At 47.3% G+C, this 23,205-nt stretch carries 24 protein-coding genes; 15 read left to right on the top strand and 9 right to left on the bottom strand.

Translation table 11 applies throughout. The annotated features are described in order from the left end of the window. Positions 1-173: 173 nt before the first annotated feature. The 4 genes from B0187_RS03000 to B0187_RS02985 form a co-directional block, all read right to left on the bottom strand. A complete protein-coding gene (locus B0187_RS03000) occupies positions 174-869 on the bottom strand; it encodes an epoxyqueuosine reductase QueH (RefSeq protein ID WP_078236380.1) in 696 nt (231 codons plus the stop codon). A gap of 20 nt (positions 870-889) precedes the next feature. After that, positions 890-1,873, bottom strand: coding sequence for an octaprenyl diphosphate synthase (gene ispB, locus B0187_RS02995; protein ID WP_078236379.1), 984 nt, complete (start codon positions 1,871-1,873; stop codon positions 890-892). Between the two features lie 119 nt (positions 1,874-1,992). Continuing rightward, positions 1,993-3,327, bottom strand: a complete 1,335-nt coding sequence (locus tag B0187_RS02990; protein WP_078236378.1) for an anaerobic C4-dicarboxylate transporter — start codon at positions 3,325-3,327, stop codon at positions 1,993-1,995. Positions 3,328-3,573: 246 nt separating this feature from the next. Further along, positions 3,574-4,263: a pirin family protein gene (locus B0187_RS02985; protein ID WP_078236377.1), complete on the bottom strand. Its 690-nt coding sequence runs from the start codon at positions 4,261-4,263 to the stop codon at positions 3,574-3,576. 197 nt (positions 4,264-4,460) lie between these two features. Between B0187_RS02985 and B0187_RS02980 the strand changes: the two genes are divergently transcribed. Both B0187_RS02980 and relB read left to right on the top strand, forming a co-directional pair. Further along, positions 4,461-4,727, top strand: a complete 267-nt coding sequence (locus B0187_RS02980) for a type II toxin-antitoxin system RelE family toxin (RefSeq protein WP_211272702.1) — start codon at positions 4,461-4,463, stop codon at positions 4,725-4,727. Further along, complete coding sequence (relB, locus tag B0187_RS02975; RefSeq protein ID WP_078236375.1) at positions 4,711-5,061, top strand: type II toxin-antitoxin system RelB family anti-toxin; 351 nt, start codon at positions 4,711-4,713, stop codon at positions 5,059-5,061. Before B0187_RS02980 ends, relB begins: the two co-directional genes overlap by 17 nt. A gap of 86 nt (positions 5,062-5,147) precedes the next feature. Here the strand turns inward: relB and fhuF are convergent, their stop codons facing one another. Continuing rightward, positions 5,148-5,939: a siderophore-iron reductase FhuF gene (gene fhuF / locus B0187_RS02970; RefSeq protein WP_078236374.1), complete on the bottom strand. Its 792-nt coding sequence runs from the start codon at positions 5,937-5,939 to the stop codon at positions 5,148-5,150. 95 nt (positions 5,940-6,034) lie between these two features. Here fhuF and B0187_RS02965 point away from each other — a divergent pair, with 95 nt between their 5' ends. The 8 genes from B0187_RS02965 to crr all read left to right on the top strand — a co-directional run bounded on the left by B0187_RS02965 (position 6,035) and on the right by crr (position 15,287). Then, entirely contained in the window at positions 6,035-6,799 is a 765-nt protein-coding gene (locus tag B0187_RS02965) for an ATP-binding cassette domain-containing protein (RefSeq protein WP_078236373.1), read from the top strand. Continuing rightward, the gene (locus tag B0187_RS02960; protein WP_078236372.1) at positions 6,799-7,683 is read left to right on the top strand and encodes an ABC transporter substrate-binding protein; all 885 of its coding nucleotides are present in this window, start codon (positions 6,799-6,801) and stop codon (positions 7,681-7,683) included. The genes B0187_RS02965 and B0187_RS02960 overlap by 1 nt, the downstream gene beginning before the upstream one ends. Further along, a complete protein-coding gene (gene fhuB / locus B0187_RS02955) occupies positions 7,677-9,641 on the top strand; it encodes a Fe(3+)-hydroxamate ABC transporter permease FhuB (protein ID WP_078236371.1) in 1,965 nt (654 codons plus the stop codon). The genes B0187_RS02960 and fhuB overlap by 7 nt, the downstream gene beginning before the upstream one ends. Positions 9,642-9,951: 310 nt before the next feature. Further along, positions 9,952-12,051 (top strand): TonB-dependent siderophore receptor, encoded by a 2,100-nt coding sequence (locus tag B0187_RS02950; RefSeq protein WP_078236370.1) that lies wholly within the window; start codon positions 9,952-9,954, stop codon positions 12,049-12,051. 51 nt (positions 12,052-12,102) lie between these two features. After that, a complete protein-coding gene (locus B0187_RS02945) occupies positions 12,103-12,420 on the top strand; it encodes a DUF2322 family protein (RefSeq protein ID WP_078236369.1) in 318 nt (105 codons plus the stop codon). 216 nt (positions 12,421-12,636) lie between these two features. Further along, positions 12,637-12,894 carry an HPr family phosphocarrier protein gene (locus B0187_RS02940; protein WP_078236368.1) on the top strand — a complete coding sequence of 86 codons (258 nt, stop codon included), beginning with the start codon at positions 12,637-12,639 and terminating at the stop codon, positions 12,892-12,894. Positions 12,895-12,995: 101 nt separating this feature from the next. Continuing rightward, complete coding sequence (ptsI, locus tag B0187_RS02935) at positions 12,996-14,717, top strand: phosphoenolpyruvate-protein phosphotransferase PtsI (RefSeq protein ID WP_078236367.1); 1,722 nt, start codon at positions 12,996-12,998, stop codon at positions 14,715-14,717. A gap of 69 nt (positions 14,718-14,786) precedes the next feature. After that, complete coding sequence (crr, locus tag B0187_RS02930) at positions 14,787-15,287, top strand: PTS glucose transporter subunit IIA (RefSeq protein WP_078236366.1); 501 nt, start codon at positions 14,787-14,789, stop codon at positions 15,285-15,287. Between the two features lie 46 nt (positions 15,288-15,333). On the opposite strand, the gene B0187_RS10325 is transcribed toward crr, so the two are convergent. Next, a complete protein-coding gene (locus tag B0187_RS10325) occupies positions 15,334-15,690 on the bottom strand; it encodes a WaaS/CpsH family glycosyltransferase (protein ID WP_211272701.1) in 357 nt (118 codons plus the stop codon). A 71-nt stretch (positions 15,691-15,761) separates the two neighbouring features. Continuing rightward, the gene (locus tag B0187_RS10320) at positions 15,762-16,253 is read right to left on the bottom strand and encodes a WaaS/CpsH family glycosyltransferase (protein WP_211272700.1); all 492 of its coding nucleotides are present in this window, start codon (positions 16,251-16,253) and stop codon (positions 15,762-15,764) included. 195 nt (positions 16,254-16,448) lie between these two features. Here B0187_RS10320 and rplU point away from each other — a divergent pair, with 195 nt between their 5' ends. The 5 genes from rplU to corA all read left to right on the top strand — a co-directional run bounded on the left by rplU (position 16,449) and on the right by corA (position 20,482). Continuing rightward, the gene (gene rplU, locus B0187_RS02920) at positions 16,449-16,760 is read left to right on the top strand and encodes a 50S ribosomal protein L21 (RefSeq protein ID WP_040218750.1); all 312 of its coding nucleotides are present in this window, start codon (positions 16,449-16,451) and stop codon (positions 16,758-16,760) included. Positions 16,761-16,780: 20 nt separating this feature from the next. Next, complete coding sequence (gene rpmA, locus B0187_RS02915) at positions 16,781-17,038, top strand: 50S ribosomal protein L27 (RefSeq protein ID WP_005820534.1); 258 nt, start codon at positions 16,781-16,783, stop codon at positions 17,036-17,038. Positions 17,039-17,139: 101 nt separating this feature from the next. Next, positions 17,140-18,066, top strand: a complete 927-nt coding sequence (locus B0187_RS02910) for a DMT family transporter (RefSeq protein WP_078236365.1) — start codon at positions 17,140-17,142, stop codon at positions 18,064-18,066. A gap of 27 nt (positions 18,067-18,093) precedes the next feature. After that, complete coding sequence (gene cgtA / locus B0187_RS02905; RefSeq protein ID WP_078236364.1) at positions 18,094-19,263, top strand: Obg family GTPase CgtA; 1,170 nt, start codon at positions 18,094-18,096, stop codon at positions 19,261-19,263. A 262-nt stretch (positions 19,264-19,525) separates the two neighbouring features. After that, positions 19,526-20,482 carry a magnesium/cobalt transporter CorA gene (corA, locus tag B0187_RS02900; protein ID WP_078236363.1) on the top strand — a complete coding sequence of 319 codons (957 nt, stop codon included), beginning with the start codon at positions 19,526-19,528 and terminating at the stop codon, positions 20,480-20,482. Between the two features lie 73 nt (positions 20,483-20,555). Here the strand turns inward: corA and B0187_RS02895 are convergent, their stop codons facing one another. Together B0187_RS02895 and B0187_RS02890 are read right to left on the bottom strand one after the other, a co-directional pair. Next, positions 20,556-21,200: an NAD(P)-dependent oxidoreductase gene (locus B0187_RS02895; RefSeq protein ID WP_078236362.1), complete on the bottom strand. Its 645-nt coding sequence runs from the start codon at positions 21,198-21,200 to the stop codon at positions 20,556-20,558. Positions 21,201-21,316: 116 nt separating this feature from the next. Continuing rightward, positions 21,317-22,432 (bottom strand): NADH-dependent flavin oxidoreductase, encoded by a 1,116-nt coding sequence (locus tag B0187_RS02890; protein ID WP_078236361.1) that lies wholly within the window; start codon positions 22,430-22,432, stop codon positions 21,317-21,319. Positions 22,433-23,205: the final 773 nt, after the last annotated feature.

Below are 23,205 nucleotides of genomic sequence, written 5' to 3'. Positions count from 1 at the left end.
TCAACGCAAAATGACGGGGCGATCCACAGGGACAAAGTCCCTAAATTATTCATAACCTAGTACGGCTTGCCGTGCTAGGTATTGCAAGCGGTAAGATCTTTGAAAATTTTGCTTTACCAATAAAACCAGCACATACGAAATTTCCCAAAATCCCACCCCTTGCAATCCAAAACCTAATCCGCCGAGTAATATAACTTGCCGATTTCGATTTTCTGGCGACCTTGTGCCTCACGCCAGCGGTTGGTATCACGCAGGGAATAAACACAGCCGCAGTATTCTTGCTGGTAGAAGCGTTCGCGTTTGCTGATTTCAATCATTCGCTGCGAGCCGCCGCCTTTTCGCCAGTTGTAATCCCAATAGACCACATCATCATATTTCGCTGCCGCACGGTGTCCGCAGCCGTTGATTTGGTTCATATCTTTCCAACGGGAAATCCCCAAACAACTGGTGAACACAGGGAAGCCATTTTCGTGGGCATATTGAGCCGCTTTTTCAAATCGCATATCAAAGCACATCGTGCAACGAATGCCACGCTCTGGCTCGTCTTCCATTCCTTTGGCTCGGTCGAACCAATTTTGGCGGTCATAATCCGCATCAATAAACGGAATACCCCACTTTTCGGCAAAGCGGATATTTTCCTCTTTGCGGATCAGATACTCTTTGAGTGGGTGAATATTCGGGTTGTAGAAATAGATAGTAAATTCAATGCCCGAGGCGTGAATCGCTTCCATTACCTCGCCCGAGCAAGGGGCACAACAAGAGTGCAACAGCAATTTGTTGTGTCCGTTCGGCAGGGTTAATTTCTCACGTACAAAAGGGGCGTTTGGATCTTTGCCCTTACGTGTTTTTTTAGTTGGTTGGTCTGTCATTTTAATGTTTGTTACTTAGGTTAATACTCTCGATCCACCGACAAATATGCCAACGAGATCAAGGCGGTTTTGTATTCGCTGTCGGGCAGGACAGCGAGGCTGTCCACCGCTTTTTGGGCTTCTTGTTTGGCTTTTGCCATTGTGTAGTCGAGGGATTTTTGTTCTGCCATTACCGCAAGGATTTGGTCGAGATATTCGCGTTTGCCACCCTGTTCAATCGCCTCACGGATTAGGGCGGATTGAGCTGGGTTGCCGTTTCGCATTGCGTGTAATAACGGTAGGGTTGGTTTGCCTTCGGCGAGGTCATCGCCGATATTTTTGCCGAGTTTTTCGGCGTTGGCACTGTAATCTAAAATATCGTCAATCAGTTGGAACGCGGTGCCGAGGTAGCGTCCGTAGTTTTGCAGAGCGGTTTCAGCAGTTTTGTCTGCCCCTGCCACAATCGCCGCACATTGGGTCGCCGCCTCAAACAAACGGGCGGTTTTGCTGTAAATCACCTGCATATAGCTCTCTTCGGTGGTGTCGGGGTCGTTGCAGTTGATGAGCTGTTGCACTTCGCCTTCCGCCAGCACATTGGTCGCCGCCGACATTACTTTTAGCACGTCCAGAGAATTGAGGCTGGTCATCATTTGGAACGAGCGGGTGTAGATAAAATCGCCCACCAGCACGCTCGCTGCATTGCCAAAACGGGCGTTCGCCGTTTCTCTGCCTCGTCGCATATCCGACTCGTCCACCACATCATCGTGCAACAGGGTGGCGGTATGCACAAACTCAATAAAGGCGGCACAAGTGATGTGATCCGCCCCCTGATAGCCCAACGCCCTTGCCGCCAACACCGCAATCAACGGGCGAATCCGCTTGCCGCCACCGCTGACGATATAATGCCCGAGCTGATTGATGAGGACGACTTCGGAATTAAGTTGTGCCAAAATTTCCGCATTGACCGCCTGCATATCCGCTTTGGCAAGCTCGGAAATCTGTTCGAGAGAGAGTTGTGCTGTCATTGTGTTTTGTCAAAAAGAAAAAGTGGCGTGATTTTACCTCAAATCACGCCACTCGCCAAAGGGAATTAGCAAGGGGGCGGATCATTGAAAATTTTCGATAATCCGACCGCTTGCAAGGGTTAGATCAGTACATTCGCTAAGGCGATGCCCACACAACACGCCACGCCCACGCCGACTAAACCTGGCATCATAAAACTATGGTTGAAGTAGTATTTGCCGATTTTGGTCGTGCCTGTTACGTCAAAGTTTACGGTGGCGATATCAGACGGATAGTTTGGAATGAAGAAATAAGCGTAAGTGGCTGGCATCAAGCCGACTAATAACGGGGCTGGTAAGCCGATTGCCAAGCCAACAGGCAGCAACATTTTGGCGGTTACCGCTTGGCTATTTACCACCACCGACACCGCAAACAAGGCGAGGGCGAAAGTCCACGGTTGGGCTTGGATCATTTCGGTGATCCCTGCTTTGAAAGACGGCATTGCGTAGTTGAAATAGGTATCGCTCATCCACGCAATCCCGAAAATGGCTATCACCGCCACCATTCCCGATTTAAACACCACGCCGTTCGGCACTTTTTTCACATCGGTTTTGGTAACGTAAAGAATAATCCCTGCGAACGCCAACATCACGATTTGAATGATTTTATCCATTCCTGCGGTTTTGCCGTTGCTTGCCATTACAGGCTTGATTTCAGGGAACATCGCAATCCCCACAATGGTGGCAATCGCCAAAATAAAGAGATAAACCGCATTTTTGGAAGATTGTGGCAATTCGGCATCCAACGAGGTGCTGTTGGTTTCTTCAATCTGCTTACGCCAAACAGGATCTTGCAAACGGCGTTGATATTCTGGATCGTCCTGCAACTCTTTGCCCCGTTTTAAGCTGTATAACGATAGAGCGATTACGCCGAGTAAGGTGGCTGGAATGGTTACGCCCACAATGTTGAGCAAGGTAACACCCTCAAAGCCTTGCAAGCCTGAAATTTGGGTAAGATAGTAAGCTGCCGCTGCGGAAAGCGGGCTACCCGTGATCCCCAACTGGGACGCCACCGAAGCCGCCGCCATTGGACGCTCTGGACGAATGTTATTTTTCAGAGCGATGTCGCCGATAATCGGCATAATTGAATAAACGGAATGTCCCGTGCCGAGCATTAAGGTCATCGCATAAGTAACAAGTGGACCTAATAAGGTAATGCGTTTCGGATTACGGCGTAAAATGCGTTCCGCCACCTGTAACATAAATTTTAAACCGCCCGCAGCTTCCAACACAGACGCACAAGTTACCACAGCCAAAATCACCAACATTACATCAATCGGGGCGGACGAAAGTGGCATTTTGAGGATAAACACTTCCACAAACAACCCAATCCCCGACACTACGCCTAAGCCAATGCCCCCAAAACGGCTACCTGCATACAAAAATGCGAGTAACAATAAAAACTCAAAGTAAAGCATAATCAAGCCTCTAATTCAAAAAAAGAAAAAATTTGTCAATAATGTACGCCTATTATACGGGGAATGCTTTGTAATAGATCAAACTTTACACTTGTTTTTTTACTTTCTATTGTTGCTTTTATTCGCATTTGAACATTAATAGTCAAACAAAACAAAAAGGCAGATATAAAATCCGCCCTTTCCTATCATTTTACAATATAGAAGGATTTTAAAAAATTTCGCTAATCCCACCCCTTGCAACCCCAATCACACCAAATCAAACAACAAAAACTCACAATCCCCTTTTGTTGCAAAATCTAGCTCACTTTCGTGGCTGATCATCACGGCATCGCTGGCAGTCAGCTCAACGCCATTGACGGTGAGATCGCCCTTGACGATTTGCAGGTAGTAACGGCGGTTTGGATCAAGCAGTTGTTTTTCGTGATGACTTTGCGGATATTGATAACGCCACAATTTCATATTTTGATACACCTTGAACGAACCGTTTTCGGCATTCGGCGATAAAATCAGCGTTTTACCCACCTGATCAGCAAACGCCCCCTGTGAGTAGCGAGGGGGAATCCCTTTCTCGTTCGGCATAATCCAAATTTGGTAGAGGTGCAAAACCTCATCGGCAGGGTTGATTTCCGAATGGAAAATCCCCGAACCTGCACTCATAATCTGAAATTCGCCCGCCTGCACCTGCGTGCGATTGCCCATACTGTCCTGATGTGCCACCCGTCCTTGCAGCACATAGGTCAAAATTTCCATATCCCGATGGGGGTGTATTCCAAAGCCCTGTTTCGCCCCGATAAAATCCTCGTTGATCACGCGTAAATGCGAAAAATGGATGTGTTTCGGATCGTAATAATCGGCGAATGAAAAGCTGTGATAACTTTCCAACCAACCGCCAATTTCCCCCTTGCCCCGCTCGTGGGCGTAACGTACTGCTAACATTGTTTTTCCTCGTTGAATTAAGATAGGGGCATTTTATCGGCTTGGGATTTAGCAATAAAGAGCGGATTGGTGGAAAGATTATTTACTTAATGGAAATAATTAAGATTGAAATTCGTGTAAGAGAGCGATAATCGCTGAACATTTTTCTTTCTCTAAAAGGGGAATAAGGTTATAATTTGGTTATATTTAAAGGGGGAATGATGAACGAAATTCAATGGACGCCCAAAGCACGCAAATCTTTGGCAAAAATCAATCAGCTTGATGTCAGAACCAAAGTGTTTAATGCCGTAACCGAATTACAGCACTGGCCGCAGTGCCACTTAGACATCATTCGCTTACAAGGGCGTTCCGATTACCGCCTAAGAGTAGGCAATTACCGAGTGATTTTTGAAATCGACACCCAAGGCAACCCCATTATTATCACGATCAACCAAGTGGAGAAACGAGATGAACGCACCTATTAACACCAACGTACAAGTCATCAATGATATGCACGGCAATCCGCTCGTTGCTGTGTTACCTTACGATTATTACCTTTCCCTTGTCTCAACCCCGAGAGAAGAAAAACGAAACGACCTTGTTCCTCACGCTATCGTTGAGGCAGTTTTAATCAAGCAAATCAACCCCGTGCGAGCGTGGCGAGAACATTTGGGCTTTACCCAGTCAGAGATTGCGGAAAAATTAGGGATTTCTCAACCTGCTTATGCGAAGTATGAAAAATCCCAATCTCTCAGAAAAACCACCAAAGCAAAAATCGCCACCGCCCTTGGCATTAACGTGGCTCAACTCGATTTTTAAGCTACATCATCATCGGCGAGAGGGAATTTGCTACCGCTTTCGCCGATTGTTTCGCTAAATTTCTCAATATACCCCCCCTTGCATTACTACCCTTTCCACTTCTCAACCAACGCTTGCAACTCTTCCCCACAGAGCCGTTTTAATTTTGGGCAGTTGCCGCAGTAGTCGAGGGTGGGTTCGAGTTGGGCGTGGCAGCAGACTTTGCGTAAGCGGCAGGGTTGTGGAAAAGGTAGGGCGGGGAAGTCGATATATTCCACAGGGCTGTGAAAGGGGTTGTATTCATATTCGCCCCACTTTTTTTGATCGAAAAGTTGGGCGTAAATGGTTGAAATTTCAACGCCTTCCTGTTCCAACTGTTTAAGGCTATATTCAATCAAATTGGCGGTGTTGTGCCAGAAAACCGCTTCGTTGAGGCGACTATGTTCGCTCAAAATGGTAAAAATCGGCGAGAGAAACTGTTTGAGCTGTTGATAAGCGGGCAGATAATCGCCATTTTTTGCGATTTTATGCACAGGGGTGTAATACAAATTGATCAGAAATTGATCCACCTCGCCGTTCGGTTGCAGGCGTAGGGCGGTTTGCTGTTCGCTCAGGACGAGATGAATTTGATGTTTGTGCAACAGCCAAACCCAGTGCATTAAAAACGAGCCAAGCCAAAAGCGTTGCCAAATTGAAACGTGGGCTTTGCGAGGCTCGGCGAACAGTTTAGCGAGGCTGGTGGGGCGGCAACCCTGTTTGAGCTGTTGAAAAAGGGTGGCGTTGGAAATACCTTGCGGTTTCTCGACAAATGTCAGCAGATCACGACAATCTTTTAACATTTCGGGGAAGAACGAGGATCTTAATTGATTTAATTCCGAGCAAGTAATCAGCAAATTCATTAAAATTTTGAGGGGTTGAGCCGTGAAAAACGCTTTAAATGCTAATCGTTTTTAATTAGAATACAAGCCTTTTTCAGATTTTCTCGGGATTTTTTGTGTTCATCGTTCAAAATGCGACCTTTTCGATTCCAAATCGCACCCTTTTGCACCCGATTTCCCTCAATTTTGAGCAGGGCAAGGTGTATGGTTTGATCGGGCATAACGGCTCGGGAAAATCCACTTTAATTAAATTACTCGCCAAACAGCAGCCCCTTTCTTCGGGGAAAATTCTTTTTGAAAATCAACCCCTTAGCCATTGGTCTAACCGTGAGTTTGCCAAACGGGTGGCGTATCTGCCGCAACATCTGCCCCAATCCACCAATTTGACCGCCAAAGAGCTGATCGCAATGGGGCGTTATGCGTGGAATGGATTGTTTGGTCGCCAGACGGAAGCGGATCGGCAAGCGATTGAACGGGCGTTGGCTCTCACTCACACGGAAAAATTTGCCGATCAGCTGGTCGATTTGCTCTCGGGGGGCGAACGCTCACGCATTTGGTTGGCGATGTTGCTTGCCCAGCAGAGCCAGTTTTTGCTGTTGGATGAACCCCTCGCCGCCCTCGACATCGCTCATCAAGTCGAAGTAATGCAGTTGGTGCAGTGGTTGAGCCGAGAGCTGAATTTGGGCGTGATTATTGTTATCCACGACATCAACCTCGCCGCTCGTTTTTGCGATCATCTGGTGGCGTTGCACAGTGGGCGGCTGCTTGCTGAGGGCGATGCCTTTGCGATCGTCAATCAGCCCTCGCTCAAAGCGATTTACGGGATCGACCTCAACGTCATTTCCCACCCCGACCCCCAACGCCCCGTGAGTTTTTTCTGATGAAATCGCGTATTTTCAAGGCATTACAAGCGGTCAGTTTCGCCTTATTTTTTGCCCCAACCCTGCTCGCCAAATCCCCCTGCATTGCCACCCTTGATTGGACGGTGGCGGAAACCTTGCTCGCCTTTGATGAGCCACGTTTTTGTGCGGTGGGCGATGTGAAAAGCTATCAGCATTGGGTCGCCGAGCCGAAATTGCCTGCGGAAACGGTCGATCTCGGCATTCGTTTACAGCCCAACCCCGAGCAGATTTGGGCGTTGGCTCGCACCCATTCCCTGCAATTTATCAACACCTCTTTTTACGGCTCGGCAACGCCGTTGCTCAATCAATTTACCGACAAGGTGGCGATGGTCGATTTTTACGGCGAGGGCAAGGCGTGGCACAACATTTTGACCGCCACTCAACAGGTGGCGAATTTGATCGGCAAGCCCGAACAAGCGGTGCGATTGCACCAAAAATTTTCGCAAAAAATCGCGGAAATCCGACCGCTTGTAACGCCTTTTACTGACCGCCCGATTTTGCTGGTGCAGTTTATTGATAGCCGCCATTTGCGGATTTATGCGGAAAATAGCCCTTTCGGCGAGGTGCTGAAACAGCTTGGTTTTCGCAATGGGTGGAACGGCTCGCACAATAATTGGGGCTTTGAAACTGTGAGCGTAACCCAACTGGCGAGCTTGCCGAACGAGAGCCGTTTGGTGGTGGTCAAGCCTTATCCGAGCAATATCAGCACCGCATTGCAATATAATACTTTGTGGCAGAAATTGGCGATGGCGAAAGATCCGCTGATTTTGCCTGCGGTTTGGACGTTTGGCGGCGTGCCGTCCGCCCAACGCTTCGCCGAAGTGTTGGCGAACGGGCTGATTGAGGGGGGCGAGCAATGGTAACAAACAGAGCCAGCCAAACTTTTTTCAGTGTTCTTGGGATCGTTTTCTTCGCCTTGTTGGTCTGGCTATTGGGGCGACAAATCCCCGAAAACAGCACCCTGTTAGCACTATTTCGCCCCACGGATCAGCTCGATCTGCTGTTGGTGCAAAGCTACACCCTACCTCGGATCACAATGGCGTTGCTCGCAGGCGGATTGCTCGGCGTGGCGAGCCTGCTGTTACAGCAGGTAATGGCGAATCCGCTGGCGTCCGATAATACCCTCGGCATTAGTAGCGGCTCGCAATTTGCCCTGTTTATGGTGGCGATTTTCGCCCCACAATGGTTGGGAAATGGGTCCAGCGTGGTAGCGGTGATCGGGGCTGGGTTGAGCCTGTTGTTGGTGCTGACCCTCGCAATGCGGAAAACGATGTCGCCTCTGTTGTTGATTTTGGCAGGCTTAGTCGTGAACCTCTATTTCGGCTCGTTTTCGGCGATGATGATGTTGTTCTACCCCGAAGAAGCTCGCGGCTTGGCACAATGGGGGGCGGGGTCGCTGGTGCAAGAGAGCTGGCGAGATAGCCAGTGGCTGGCGGTGCAAGCCGTGCCGATATTGGCGATCATCGGGTTGTTGCATCGTCCGCTGGCAATGCTTTCCCTCAACGAATCCAACGCCCAAAGCCTCGGCGTACCCGTGCAAAAATTACGTTTAATCGGCGTGCTTGCCAGTGCCTTTTTGATTGCGAGCGTGGTGAGTGCGGTGGGAATGTTGGGCTTTGTCGGCTTGGCGGCGGCGACAATCGTCCGCCAACTTGGTGTACGCACCTTTAAATTTCAACTGATCGGGGCATTTTTTGCAGGGGCGTTATTGTTGGCGATTACCGATCTCGCCCTGCAACTGCTCGCCGATTTTCGCCAAATCAACCTGCCAACGGGGGCGGTTACCGCCTTACTCGGCACGCCGTTGCTGTTGTGGCTGATGTTTCGAGCTTTGTCGAATAGCGGACGTTTGACCGAAAACGGCTCGCCAAAAATTCGTCAAATCCGATCGCTTGCAATCGGCGTGATTTTGGGCGGATTTGCTCTTGTTTTTGTGATCGTCCTGTTGCTCGGCAAGGGGGCAAGCGGTTGGATTTGGCTGAATTTTAGCGAAAGCGATATTTTGGCGTTGCGTTTCCCGCGGGTAATGGTGGCGTTGGCGGTCGGCGTGCTGTTGGCGGTGGCAGGCGTGATCTTACAACGGCTGACCCTCAATCCAATGGCAAGCCCCGAACTGTTGGGCGTTTCCTCGGGAACTAGTATGGGGATTTTGGCGGTGCTATTCCTGTTTTCTGCCCAACAAAGTGAATGGTTTTGGCTGTCGGGCGTGATTGGGGCGTTGTTAGCGTTAGGTGTGCTGACCGCAATCAACCAACGCAACGGAATGTTGCCCGAAAAGGTGCTTTTAACGGGGATCAGCCTCTCGGCACTGTTTGACACCTTACAACGCCTTGCGATAGCCAGTGGCGACCTGCGAGCCAACCAACTGATCGCGTGGACATCGAGTTCAACCCAACAGGCGGATTTTGGTTTAGCCTTGCCGTTTTTGGGCGTGAGCTTGGTGTTATGGACGGTCAGCCTCGTTTTCAGCCGCTGGCTAGAACTGCTGGCGTTGCAAGCCCCAGTGGCACAAGCGTTAGGCTTAAACCTCAAACGCACCCGTTGGATTTTGATTTTGTTCAGTGCCTTGCTCACAGCATTCGCCACCTTGATTATCGGGCCATTGAGCTTTATCGGCTTGCTCGTGCCACAAATCACAAGGCTACTCGGTGTACACAAAGCCCACGCTCAGTTACTGTTATCAGGCATCATCGGCGGCGGAATAATGATCCTCGCCGACTGGCTCGGACGACAAATCCTCTTCCCTTACGAAATCCCCGCGGGGTTGGTTGCCACCTTAATTGGCGGAACCTATTTCTTAGTGATGGTGAGGAAAGTTTAGTTCCCTCTCCCTGAAATTGACTTCTCAACGAAGTCAATTTCTGTCCCTCTCCCACAAGTGGGCGAGGGTTAGAATATCGAGCAAGAATAAAAACTCTCTTCTCTACAAATAGGAGAGGTTTAAAATTGAGCACAGAATAAAAAACTCTCTCCCACATGTGGGAGAGAGACAGCGATAAATACGTTCAGTATTTATCGCAGAGAGAGGGAAAACAAGCGGTCAGATTTTCGCAAATTTTTGCGTTTTGCGAATTTTTAAAAATCGGAATGGCAACATTCCACATTACATAACTCTTAATGAGGACTTTAAAATGAAAAAAACTTTTATCTACTCAGCCGTTTCCCAAGCGGTATTATTAGCAATCGCAGCCCCAGCAATGGCGGAAGAGCAGGTTACCCAGCTTGATGAAATCGTGGTAAGTGGTGGCTCGATGTTCAAAATGGGCGAAGTGCCGTTTCATCAGGCGAAATCCGCGGTAGCGATGAGCCGTGAAGATTTGGATAAGCAAGCGGTGAGCAAAGCTGATGAAATTGGGCGTTATCAATCGGGTTTCAGCAATCAAGTGTTTGGTAATGATACCAACACCAACTGGTTTCGTGTGCGTGGGGCGGAAGTGTCGCAGGCGGTAAACGGTTTACCAACGTTTAGCTATGGTTTCTTTACCCCTTATGTGGAAACCTTTGGTTTGGAAGCGGTAGAAGTAACCAAAGGGGCGGATTCGATGACTTTCGGGGCAGCCAATTCAGGTGGTTTGATTAACTATGTAACCAAACGTGCTCATCAAGATCAAATCGGCAAAGGCGAATTTAAACTCTCGGGCGGTACGCAAAATAGCTACGGTTTTGGGGCGGATTACACGGGTAAAATCAGCGATGATGAGAAAGTGCGTTATCGTATCGTTACCAGTTACAACGCCAAAGACGGCGATTGGGATAAAACCAACAATAAAACCTTCTACATCGCCCCAACCTTGGCGTGGGATATTTCTGACCGCACTCGTTTGAACATTTTAACCAGCTACCAACGTGATTCAGGTACGCCGAGTTCGAATTTCTTGCCACAAGAGGGAACATTGAAACCATCCCCAAATGGCTATATTAGCCGTAATGTAAATTTAGGCGATCCGAAAAATGATACAGAAACCAACCGCCAATATAGTTTAGGCTACGAGTTGGAACATCAATTCAACAATGATTTGAGCGTAAATAGTAGCTATCGTTATAGCGAAGCGGATAATTATCACAAAGGGGCTTACGTTTATCCGTCTGCGTATAATCCAGATTGGTCGCCACTTGCACCAAGTGCGAAAGGCTATGAGTTGGCTCGTGGGGTGGTGTTTAATGACGGAAAATTAAAGGCTCACGCCACGGATAATCGCTTAACGTGGAAAGCAGGTAACGATTTCGTTAAAAATACCTTGGTGGTGGGAACGGATTACCGTTATAGCAAAGTCGATGCCCTTTACACCATTGCAGGGGCGACTTCTGCAATCAATCTGTTAAATCCAACCGCTGGTTGGGGACAAGCTCAAAATCTGAGTGCGGCAAAGCAAACGCATATCAAAGCTCGCCAATTAGGTTTCTATCTTCAAAACAGCACCCGTTTTGCGGATAAATTTAATTTAGGTTTAGGTATTCGCCACGACCGAGCTAAGCAAGATGAATACACCAGCACCCAAAGCGTAAAAAATAACCACACTTCCTACTCGGCTTCCTTTATGTATGAAGCTCCGTTTGGGTTGAATCCATATGTGAGTTATAGCGAATCATTCAATTTACCTGTTGGGATCAGCGGTAACCAAAAACTCTATGATCCAAACATCACCAAGCAATATGAAGTGGGCGTAAAATATCTGCCGACTTGGTTAGACGGCTCAATTACGGTGGCAGGTTTCCGAGCCAAAGATAAAGGGGCGTTGATCGCTTCGCCAAATCAAAATGGCTTAGGCGTAACCGTGAGTAGTGCCGATACCATTCGCCGTAAAGGGATTGAGGTGCAAATGGACACCAACCTGACCCCAAATTGGAATTTAGGCTTGGCTTACACTTACCTCAAATCGGTAACCAAAAAAGCCACGGGCGATGTGCGTAATCCACTGATTCCAACCTCAACGCTTGCGGCGAGAACGGCTTACACCTTTGAAAATGGGGCGTTGAAAGATTTGACCTTAGGGGCTGGTTTGCGTTATGTTGGACATAGCGTAACCTCAACAGGCTCGCTCTATTCTGGGGCAAAAGTGCCGTCTGCCACGGTGGTGGATTTAATGGCTCGTTATCAAGTTACCCCAAACCTTGCAGTGCAAGTGAATGCGGATAACGTGGGCAACCGCCGTTATGTGGCAGGCTGTGATTACTACTGCTACTACGGGGCAGAGCGTAAAGTGTCAGGTAGCCTCAACTACAAATTCTAATCTCATTAACCAAAAGGGCTGACCCCAGCCCTTTTTTCACAAGGATTTTTTATGCAATTTAAAGATTATTTAGCGACTTTTCCGTCTATCGATCACCTTTCGGCAATCCAAATTCGCAACGAGCAAGGCGAGGTGGTGCATACCATTCCTGCGGTTGAGGGCAAATTGGGTTCGTTGAAACTCTACAACGCCTTGGCGGAAAAATTTGCCAAAATTTTAGACGAAACCACCGCTTGTCAAGGGCTAGAATGGTTCGCCGAACACGTTGCCGATGCCGAACAGAACGAAGGCAAACACCCAAATATCGATCTGCTGTTTAAAGTCAAAGCCGAGAAATTGGTTTGGACAATTGAGGCGGTTGAAAAATAGTTTTTACTTCATTTGAGATTATTTTTGTTTAGCGAAAAATTGACCCTAAACAAAAAAAGCGAATTTTTGGGTAAAAAATAGACTAAAATGTCCGATGAGCGGAGGATTTAGTCGCTTTTGGCGTGTTTTTATATTCGTTTTGTAGTAAAGTTAGCAAAATTTTGGCAAGCGTTTGCCAAGCGGATTTTTATCATTTAATCAATAGAGGAAATTCCTATGTACTCAAAAAATGTCGTTATCACTGCACCAAATGGTTTACACACTCGTCCTGCGGCGGAATTTGTGAAAGCAGCAAAAGGTTTTGCGGCTGACATTACTGTAACTTCGGCAGGCAAAAGTGCGAGTGCGAAAAGTTTGTTTAAATTACAAACATTGGGTTTAACCCAAGGCACGGAAATCACCATTTCAGCAGAGGGTGAGGACGAGCAAAAAGCGGTCGATTTTTTAGTTGATTTGATCCCTACCTTAGAATAATTTTCGGGTAAATTTTGATAACACGCTATTGCACCTTAGCTTGGCTAGGGTGCAATGGCTTGTTTACGTTTATTGTAAATCAAGAAACAGGGGAAACTGTGATGATTACAGGAATTGCAGCCTCACCAGGCATTGTATTCGGCAAAGCCTTAGTGCTAAAAGAAGAGCCGATTGTTCTGAATACGCGTAAAATTTCGGCGGACGAAATTGAAGCGGAAACCGCAAAATTCTATGCAGGTCGTGATAAAGCGGCGGCACAATTAACCGCAATTAAAGAGAAAGCGCGTCAAACTCTCGGCGAAGAAAAAGAGGCGATCTTTGAGGGGCATTTGATGATCCTTGAAGATGAGGAATTGGAAGAAGAAATCCTCGGCTATTTGCAAGATAACTTGGTTACCGCTGATGTAGCGGCGAGCAAGGTGATCGATATGCAAGTGGCAATGTTGGCGGATATTGACGATGAATACCTCAAAGAGCGTGCGGGCGATATTCGAGATATTGGTAACCGCTTGTTGCGTAACATTTTGGGTATGCACATTGTCGATTTGGGCGATATTCAAGAAGAGTCGATTTTGGTCGCTTACGATTTAACCCCGTCTGAAACGGCTCAATTAAACCTTGATAAAGTGCTTGGTTTTATTACCGATATCGGCGGTCGCACTTCGCATACCTCAATTATGGCTCGTTCGTTGGAATTACCTGCGATTGTTGGCACGAACAACATCACGTCCCTTGTGAAAACGGGCGATATGGTGGTGTTGGATGCGGAAAACAACGAGGTGCATATCAATCCGTCTGCGGACGTGTTAGACAAATACAAAGCCCTACAAGAAAAAGTGGCGGCGGAAAAAGCGGAATTGGCGAAATTAAAAGAGTTGCCAGCCGTTACCCTAGACGGTCATCGCATTGAAGTGGCAGGTAATATCGGCACAATTCGTGATGTGGACGGCGTACTTCGCAACGGTGGCGAGTCAATCGGCTTGTATCGTACCGAATTTTTATTTATGGATCGCACCGCTTTACCTGGCGAGGAAGAGCAGTTCCAAGCCTATAAAGAGATCGTGGAAGCGATGGGCGGTAAACAAGTGGTGTTGCGTACGATGGACATCGGCGGCGACAAAGAGTTGCCATACTTAGATTTACCAAAAGAGATGAACCCGTTCCTCGGCTGGCGTGCGGTGCGTATCGGCTTAACTCGCCGTGAGATTTTAGACACCCAGTTGCGTGCGGTATTGCGTGCTTCGGCGTTTGGTAAATTGGCGGTAATGTTCCCGATGATCATCTCGGTGGAAGAAATCCGTGAATTAAAAGCGATTGTGGAGGAACTCAAAGATCAGTTGCGTGCAGAGGGCAAAGCCTTTGATGAAAACCTGCAACTCGGTATTATGGTGGAAACCCCGTCAGCGGCGGTGAATGCTCGCCACCTTGCCAAAGAAGCGGACTTTTTCAGTATCGGCACGAACGATTTAACCCAATACACCCTTGCGGTGGATCGTGGTAACGAAATTATCGCGCACCTTTACAACCCACTCAGCCCGTCTGTGTTGAACTTGATCAAACAAGTGATTGATGCTTCCCACGCCGAAGGTAAATGGACAGGTATGTGTGGCGAATTAGCGGGTGATGTGCGTGCGACTGCGTTGTTGCTCGGTATGGGCTTAGACGAATTTAGTATGAGTGGTATTTCCGTGCCACACGTTAAAAAGCTGGCTCGCAGCATCAACTACGCCGATGCAAAAGCCCTTGCAGACGAAGCATTAGCCCAGCCAACGGTGGCAGATATTGAAAGATTAGTGGATGCTTTCTATCAAAAGTTAAACTAAAAGCATACAAATGAGAAATTCTCGTATATCATATGCGAGAATTTTTCATCAATATGGAGATCAATTTTTATGGGATTCTTTGACAAATTATTTGGTTCAAAAGAAAAAGTGGCAAAGGAAGTCAAAATTTACGCCCCGCTTTCAGGCGAGATCGTCAATATCGAAGATGTACCAGATGTGGTTTTCTCTGAAAAAATCGTTGGCGATGGTGTAGCAATTCGCCCAAATGGTAATGTAATTGTTGCCCCAGTAAACGGCACTATCGGCAAAATTTTTGAAACTAATCACGCTTTCTCAATCGAATCAGATGAGGGTATTGAATTGTTCGTGCATTTCGGGATTGATACCGTTGAGCTTAAGGGCGAAGGCTTTACCCGGGTGGCTCAAGAAGGGCAGACCGTAAAAGTGGGCGATCCAATCATTGAATTTGACCTTGCGTTATTAGAGGAAAAAGCAAAATCAGTGCTTACCCCAGTGGTAATTTCAAATATGGACGAAATTAGCAACCTCACGAAATTAAGTGGTCAAGTGGTGTTTGGCGAAAGTGAAATCCTCACTTTAACCAAGTAATCACGAAATTTCGTAAAAAGTACCCGCTTGTAAGCGGGTATTTTTGTTATCTAGGTAGATAAATTGGCTGATAAGGTGGAAAGTCAAAGAGGTAACGAATCCAGTTGCCAAAACTATATTTTCGGCGAATGCTTTCCTCAATTTCTTGGTAAGGGGTTGCCAAAAAATCTGCTAATCCTGCAAAGTCTTTGCCATTCCAAACAAAAACGTTATTTGGGTGGTAGAAATCATATTTCATAATTTCAGGGTTGGTGGTAATCAATTTTTTACGATACGCCAAGGCTTCAAAGGTGCGGAAAGATAAGCCTTTGTGTACATTTTCTAAGAAATCGACTAACACTTTGCTTTGTTTGGCATATTCGATATTTTGTTGAAAGGAAATCCCCGTAGGCAGGATATTCACATTGGCAGGGTAGAGTTGGCGAGCAAGTTGTGGGGTGATTCATTCCCAACAAACCACATTAAAAAGTGATTTTACCCCCCCCCCGTTTCGTTTAAAAAATGAGCGAATTTAATCACTTTTTCGGTACGATTTGGTAAGTGAGAACCTGTAAAATAAATATCCCAAAATGGCACTAAAATGCGGTGATCGAGGCTGTAATCTAAATAAAAATTGGTAGCAGGCTCTAATTGGGGGTGGAGGGATAAATCGTCAGAATTGAACACAAAAAAGCGGTCGAACCATTTGGCTCGGTCAAGGGCGTTACCAAAGCGATTTATGCCGTCCCATTGGTAGCACACCATTTTTTGGCGAATAGTTGGGCGAATTTGGGCAAGGAGTTCATCGGAAAACATATCCGCACGAATAAATAAAGCAAAATCTGCCCCAAAATAAGGCTGACGTTGTTCTATTAAATCTCGTATTAGTACGATTACCTCAAAACCATAATCGATTAAGTTTTTCTCAATTTCTGCATAGATTTGGTTATCCATTGGCATTGCAAGAAGAATAGAGGGTTTTTGCATAGGTTCTTCCCTTAGTTAATCAAGAACGAAATCATATCATAATCCGCCATAATGCGATGGCGAGGAATTTTTGAAATTTTTTCGTAATTTCGGCTTGCTCTTTAATTTCTTTTTGCGTAGAATTAGCGACCTATTTTATATGAATTTGAAAGTGCCGAAACGCAAAGCGAGATGGCACAATTTAGCGGAGTAAATATGTACGCAGTTTTCCAAAGTGGCGGCAAACAACACCGAGTAAGCGAAGGTCAAGTTGTTCGTTTAGAGAAACTTGAAATCGCGACTGGCGAAAAAGTTGAGTTTGACTCAGTGTTAATGGTCGTTAATGGCGAAGATGTAAAAATCGGTACACCAGTAGTTGCTGGTAGTAAAGTAGTGGCAGAAGTGGTTGCACACGGTCGTGGCGAGAAAGTGAAAATCGTTAAATTCCGTCGTCGTAAACACAGCCGTAAACAACAAGGTCATCGTCAGTGGTTCACCGAAGTGAAAATCACTGGGATTCAAGCATAATTTCAGAGGAGATCAAGTAGATGGCAACTAAAAAAGCTGGTGGTTCAACTCGTAACGGTCGTGATTCTGAAGCTAAACGCCTTGGTGTTAAACGTTTCGGTGGCGAGTCTGTTTTAGCAGGTAGCATTATCGTGCGTCAACGTGGTACTAAATTCCACGCTGGTACAAACGTTGGTATGGGTAAAGATCACACTTTATTCGCAACTGCTGACGGTAAAGTTAAATTTGAAGTAAAAGGCGAGAAAAATCGCAAATATGTGAGCATTGTTGCTGAATAATCTTCAAAACCAAATAAAATGCCCCGCTTATTGTGCGGGGTTTTTTTATGGTAAAGTGAATTGAAAACAGATTTTAAAACGGATTAAAACGGACAGCCGTGATGAAAACACAAAACCCTTTACTCGGATTTTCCCTCGCTTTGCTTGCCGCCGCGACTTGGGGAGCGTTGGCGATTGCCGCTCAAAAAGTGCTGGCGGTGATGTCGGCGGAAACCCTCGTTTGGTATCGCTTTTGGGTGGCGGTGGTTGGCTTGCTGTTGATTTTAGGTATTGCAAAAAAATTGCCGAAACTGACCGCTTTCAGTCGCAAAGAATGGGGCTTGATCGCCCTAGGTGTGTTCGGTTTGGCGAGTAATTTTGTGCTGTTTAGCGAAGCGTTGAACTATATTTCTCCCACCACCAATCAAGTGTTATGGCAACTCGCCCCGTTCGCAATGCTCTTTTTTAGCGTAGTGCTGTTTAAAGAGAAATTTGGTTTGCACCAAAAAATCGGGCTGGTGTTGTTAATTGTCGGCTTGATCGCGTTTTTTAACGACCGTTTCAGCGAAATTCTACAATTTAACACCTATGCGTTCGGGATTTTGCTCGGGGCAAGTGCCAGTACCATTTGGGTCGCCTACGGTATCGCTCAAAAAATGTTGTCGAGCAAACTCACTTCCCAACAAATTTTGCTGATTATCTATTTCGGTTGTGGCGTGGTGCTGACCCCCTTTGCGGCGGATTCCGTCCCGTTTGAACAGATGAATGGCTTTTTGCTCGGCTGTTTTATTTTCTGCTGTTTGAACACCTTGATCGGCTACGGGGCATACGGTGAGGCGTTAAACCATTGGGAAGCCTCGAAAGTGAGTGCCGTAACCACCTTAATTCCGATTTTCACAATGCTCTTTTCCAACCTAGGGCATTACCTTTTCCCCGATTATTTTTCCGCCCCCAATATGAATTTTCTCAGCTATTTAGGGGCATTTATCGTGGTTTTCGGGGCAATTTTCTCGGCGATTGGGCATAAATTCCTACCCAACGCCAAATAATTCCTATCCTAATCAGAGGAGGACAGAATGAAATTTATTGATGAAGCCTTAATCCGTGTGGAAGCAGGCGATGGCGGTAACGGCTGCGTGAGCTTCCGCCGTGAAAAATATATTCCGAAAGGCGGCCCAGACGGCGGCGATGGTGGCGATGGTGGCGATGTGTATTTGATCGCCGATGAAAACCTGAACACCCTAATCGACTACCGCTTTGAAAAACGCTATGCCGCAGGGCGTGGCGAGAACGGTCGCAGTGCAGGCTGTACGGGGCATCGTGGCAACGACATCACTCTGCGAGTGCCAGTCGGCACTCGTGCGATTGACAACGATACCCAAGAAGTGATCGGCGATTTGACCCGGCACGGAATGAAAATGTTGGTGGCGAAAGGCGGTTATCACGGCTTGGGTAACACCCGTTTTAAATCGTCCGTCAATCGTGCCCCTCGCCAAAAAACCAACGGCACGCCGGGCGAAAAACGTGATTTGTTGCTCGAATTGATGTTGCTCGCCGATGTGGGAATGTTGGGATTACCAAACGCAGGTAAATCCACCTTTATCCGTGCCGTATCGGCAGCGAAACCGAAAGTGGCGGATTATCCGTTTACCACCCTCGTGCCAAGTTTGGGCGTGGCGAGAGTGGGGGCGGATCGCAGTTTTGTGGTCGCCGACATTCCAGGTTTGATCGAGGGGGCGGCAGACGGGGCAGGCTTAGGGATTCGCTTCCTCAAACACCTTGAACGTTGTCGTGTGCTGATCCACCTTGTCGATATTATGCCGATTGACGAAAGCGATCCTGCTCACAACATCTCGATTATTGAGTCGGAACTCTATCAATACAGCGAAAAACTCGCCGACAAACCGCAATGGCTGGTGTTTAACAAAGCAGACGTGATTGGCGAAGAAGAAGCCCAACAGCGAGCGAAAGCGATTGCCGAACAGATCGGCTGGGACGGCGATTTCTATGTGATTTCCGCCGCCACCGGCTTAGGCGTGCCAAACCTCACCCGCGACATTATGGATTTCATCGAAGCCAACCCGCGTGAAGCCGAACAAGCCAAAGCCCCAGAAGAAGTGAACTTCAAATGGGACGACTATCATCAACAAGCAATGCAAAACCCAATCGAAGAAGATTGGGACGACTGGGACGATGATTGGTCCGAAGAAGACGAAGAGGGCGTGGAAATTATCTACGAACGCTAACTTCAACAAGCGGTCAGATCCCGTAAAATTTTGCAGGATTTGGCCGCTTGTCTTGACGAAAACGCCCTAAATCTGTACCATTCGCACACTATTTTTTATTGAGGATTACGCATTTTGGACAGCCACAGTCGATACTTATCAGCTTGTTAATTTCCCCCTTGTCCAAATCCCTCGATGCCGACAAGAGTCGGTAATGCCATTCTAAGTATCTTTTGTTCCATTTCAATGTTCATCACCTCATACCATTTTGTAGGAGTATGAAATGATCCGTGCCTTTGCACTCGACAACGCACGCCTAATCAGTGTTGATGAAAACAACCCAAATAAATTAAACGATGCGATTTGGATCGACCTGCTCGATCCCACCGATGACGAACGCTCGGTGCTGGAACGCCGTTTAGATCAAACCTTCGCCGAAGAACACGAATTAGAGGATTTGGAAGCGTCTGCGCGCTTTTTTGAAGATGAAGACGGATTGCACCTGCACTCGTTTTTCTACTGTTTGGACGATGAAGATTATGCCGACATCGCCACCGTGGCGTTCACCATTCGAGACGGGCGTTTGTTCACCCTGCGAGAGCGTGATTTGCCCGCGTTCCGCCTTTATCGAATGCGATCTCGCCGCGAAAAATTGGTGGATTGCAACGCTTACGAATTGTTGCTCGACCTGTTTGAAACCAAAATTGAGCAGTTGGCGGACGTGATTGAAACCGTCTATTCCGATTTAGAAAAATTGAGCCGCGTGGTGCTAGACGGCAAGCAGGAAGATAACCGTAATTATGATGACGCCCTCTCTCGCCTGACCGAACTTGAAGACGCCAGTTCCAAAGTGCGTTTGTGCCTAATGGATACCCAACGGGCGTTGAGTTTTTTACTGCGAAAAACCCGCTTGCCCGCCAACCAGCTCGAACAGGCACGGGATATTATGCGAGACATCGAATCCCTGCAACCCCATAATGAATCCCTGTTCCAAAAGGTCAATTTCCTAATGCAAGCGGCAATGGGTTTGATCAACATTGAACAGAACCGCATTATGAAATTCTTCTCGGTGGTGTCAGTAATGTTCCTGCCTGCCACCCTCGTGGCATCCACCTACGGAATGAACTTCCAAGTAATGCCCGAACTGAATTGGAAATTCGGCTACCCAATGGCAATCGGAATGATGATCTGCGCCGCCGCCACGCCGTATCTCTATTTCAAACGAAAAGGGTGGCTGTAAGCTGATTTTTCTTTTCAATATATCGTTGCAAGGGATGGGATTTTTTCAAAATCCTACCCTTTGCATAATAACGCTAATACCCAGCGGTAAATCTCTGACGAGGAAATTGCGGATTTTCCAATTCGTCCACCATCGCAATGGCTAAATCAAAGTTGCTGCTACCGCTTGGTTCGCCATTGAGGAATAGCACTTCGTCTTTGGCGATACGGATTTTGCCGGTGCGTTCGGTGAATGGCGAGCCTTCGTAGAAGAAAGGTTGCGGCGAGATCATTGTCCAATCCAGATCTTGCTCTTTCAGCCACGCCAGCACATCACGCATTGTTGCCGCTTCTTCCTTGATTTCCGCTGGAAATTCTGGGGTATCAACCAACTGCACGTTCGGGGCAACGTATAAACTACCTGCTCCGCCCACCATTAGCAAACGCACTTTCGCCTGTTGTGCAGCCGCCACCACCGCACGTTTTGCCGCCCAAGTTTGAGCGACAAAATCTTCACTGGCACGGTTTACGGTGGCATCGACCACCACATCATAGTTCGCAAAAATTTCGGTTAATCCCACCGCTTGCGTGAGGTCAATCGCCACCGCATCAAGGTTTGGCTTGGTTGCCACTTTGCTTGGATCACGGCTTGCCACCGTTACCGAATGTTGGCGAGCCAATAATTCTTCGCTCACGGCACGTCCAACGTAGCCTGTTCCGCCTAATACTAATACTTTCATTGTTTACCTCTCATAAATAATTGGATTGTGTTTAAGTTGGTTCGCATTATAAAAAGGGGCTTATCAATGATAAACCCCTATTTTTGCAAAAGACTATTGCATAATCTGCAACAATACTAAATATCCATTGGTTGCCATTCTTGCCCTTTGACTGGCGGCAGCCACGCCCCACCATTAACGCAGAACGACCAAAGCAGATCAGGAATGCCGTAATGATCCGCTTGCTCAGGGTCGAGTTCGCTCACGATTTCCGCCTCTCTGCCCTCTTTGAGCAAAGTTGCGATGTTCGGGTTAAGCATTACCGCCTTGCCGAGGGCGATAAATTCCGCCCAGCCCGTTTGGTAAGCTTGCGAAATGCGTTCCGCCGTCAGCAAATTGCCCACGCCGATCAACGGTAATTTGCCGTCAATGCGTTGATGCACCAGCTCTAAACGCGTTTTGCTGGTGTCCGCCCCACGGCGAGCCTGTTTGTAAAAATCCCAAAGGGAAATGTGCAGATATTGCAACGGCTTGGTTTTGAGGGCATCGATCAGGGCGAAAGTATTCGCCATTGTCAAGCCGTTTTCGCCCGCTTCTTCGGGGGAAAAGCGGTAGCCGACAATAAATTCATAGGCATCACGCTTGGCGCGCACCTCGTTCACGGCATCCACCACCGCCAACGGGAAACGCAAGCGGTTTTCAAGGCTGCCGCCCCATTGGTCGGTGCGTTGGTTGGTTTGTGCCGAGAAAAATTGCTGAATCAAATAACCGTTCGCCCCGTGGATTTCCACCCCGTCAAAGCCTGCTTGAATCGCCAAATCGGTGGCGTTGGCGTAGGCTTGCACCAAGGCTTCCACTTCCGCCTCGCTATACTGGGTAACCTCTGGCACAGGGTTGCCGTTGTTGAGCTCAGACGGCGAACGATTACCGCCGTGATGAATCTGCAAAATCGCCTTCGCTCCCTGCGACTGAATCAATTCCGCCGTTTGGTGCAGGCTCTCTAAATGGCTTTCATCAAGGGCTTTCGGCTGCCCTGCAAAGGCTCGACCGCCCTCAGCGACAAGGGTCGCCGCCGTGATAAATAAGCCAATATCCCCTGCACGATTCTGCAAAAAGGTACGCTCTTGCTGGCTCAACGTGCCGTCTTCGTTAGAGGAAAAATGGGTCATCGGGGCAACCACAAGGCGATTTTTCACTTCCACGCCATTGTTGAAACGATAAGGTTGAAATAAAGGTTCAAAAGTTGGGTTCATACTGCTTTCCTTTCTCAAAATACAAAAAACAAGCGGTCGTTTTCCGCCAAATTTTTGCGAATGAACGACCGTTCAGTGGGGTGTATGGTAGTCAATTTAGCGGAAAGAGTAAATCCCCCCGTCAACCGTAGATCGAAACTCAAATTTTTTGCTGATCCCTTAATGTAGGTTTGTGGATCGGCGAAAAGTAAATTTTGGGCGGAATTTTTTGGAAAAAGTGGTTTAAGTGGTTGTTTTTTATACGAATTGAATCATTTTTCACATTACAAGCGGTGGGATTTGGGAAAATACTGCGGAATTTCACCGCTTGTTACCACCCACACTGATCCGTGTCCCCCCTACCCCGCCTTCGGCGGTACTTCCCCCGTAAACGGGGCAGATCTTGTGCTGTGAAATTTGAGATCTTTGTTCGTTAGTGAGAGCTGTCTGATCTGCCCACGCTTGCGGGGGAAGTGGCACGCAGTGCCGAAGGGGGCAATAAGGCACAAAACGCAATGGCGTTCTGTTGAACGCTCTGCATTGCGTTTTTATGTTCTATTAAATATGCGTTGAATAACGAAGGTAGCGATTTTTTGAGTAGAAGCACCGTAATGAGGTTTGAAGTGGTGTGAATGAGATCTTGAAAAGGTGTTGTGGGGAAATGATTTTGTTGGGTGTTGTGTTGATCTATGATGAAATTTAGGGGTAGGGATTATTTTTTTAATAAGGAAGAAGAGCGTAATTTTAAGGGGTTTTGTGTGCATTTGTTTTTTGGGAAAATAGGGTTGTTAATA

The sequence above is a fragment of the Haemophilus paracuniculus genome (assembly GCF_002015115.1).
Lineage (GTDB): Bacteria > Pseudomonadota > Gammaproteobacteria > Enterobacterales > Pasteurellaceae > Haemophilus_E > Haemophilus_E paracuniculus.
The sequence above is the reverse complement of the archived record's forward strand: the minus strand, read 5'-3'. Positions and strand labels throughout refer to the sequence as shown.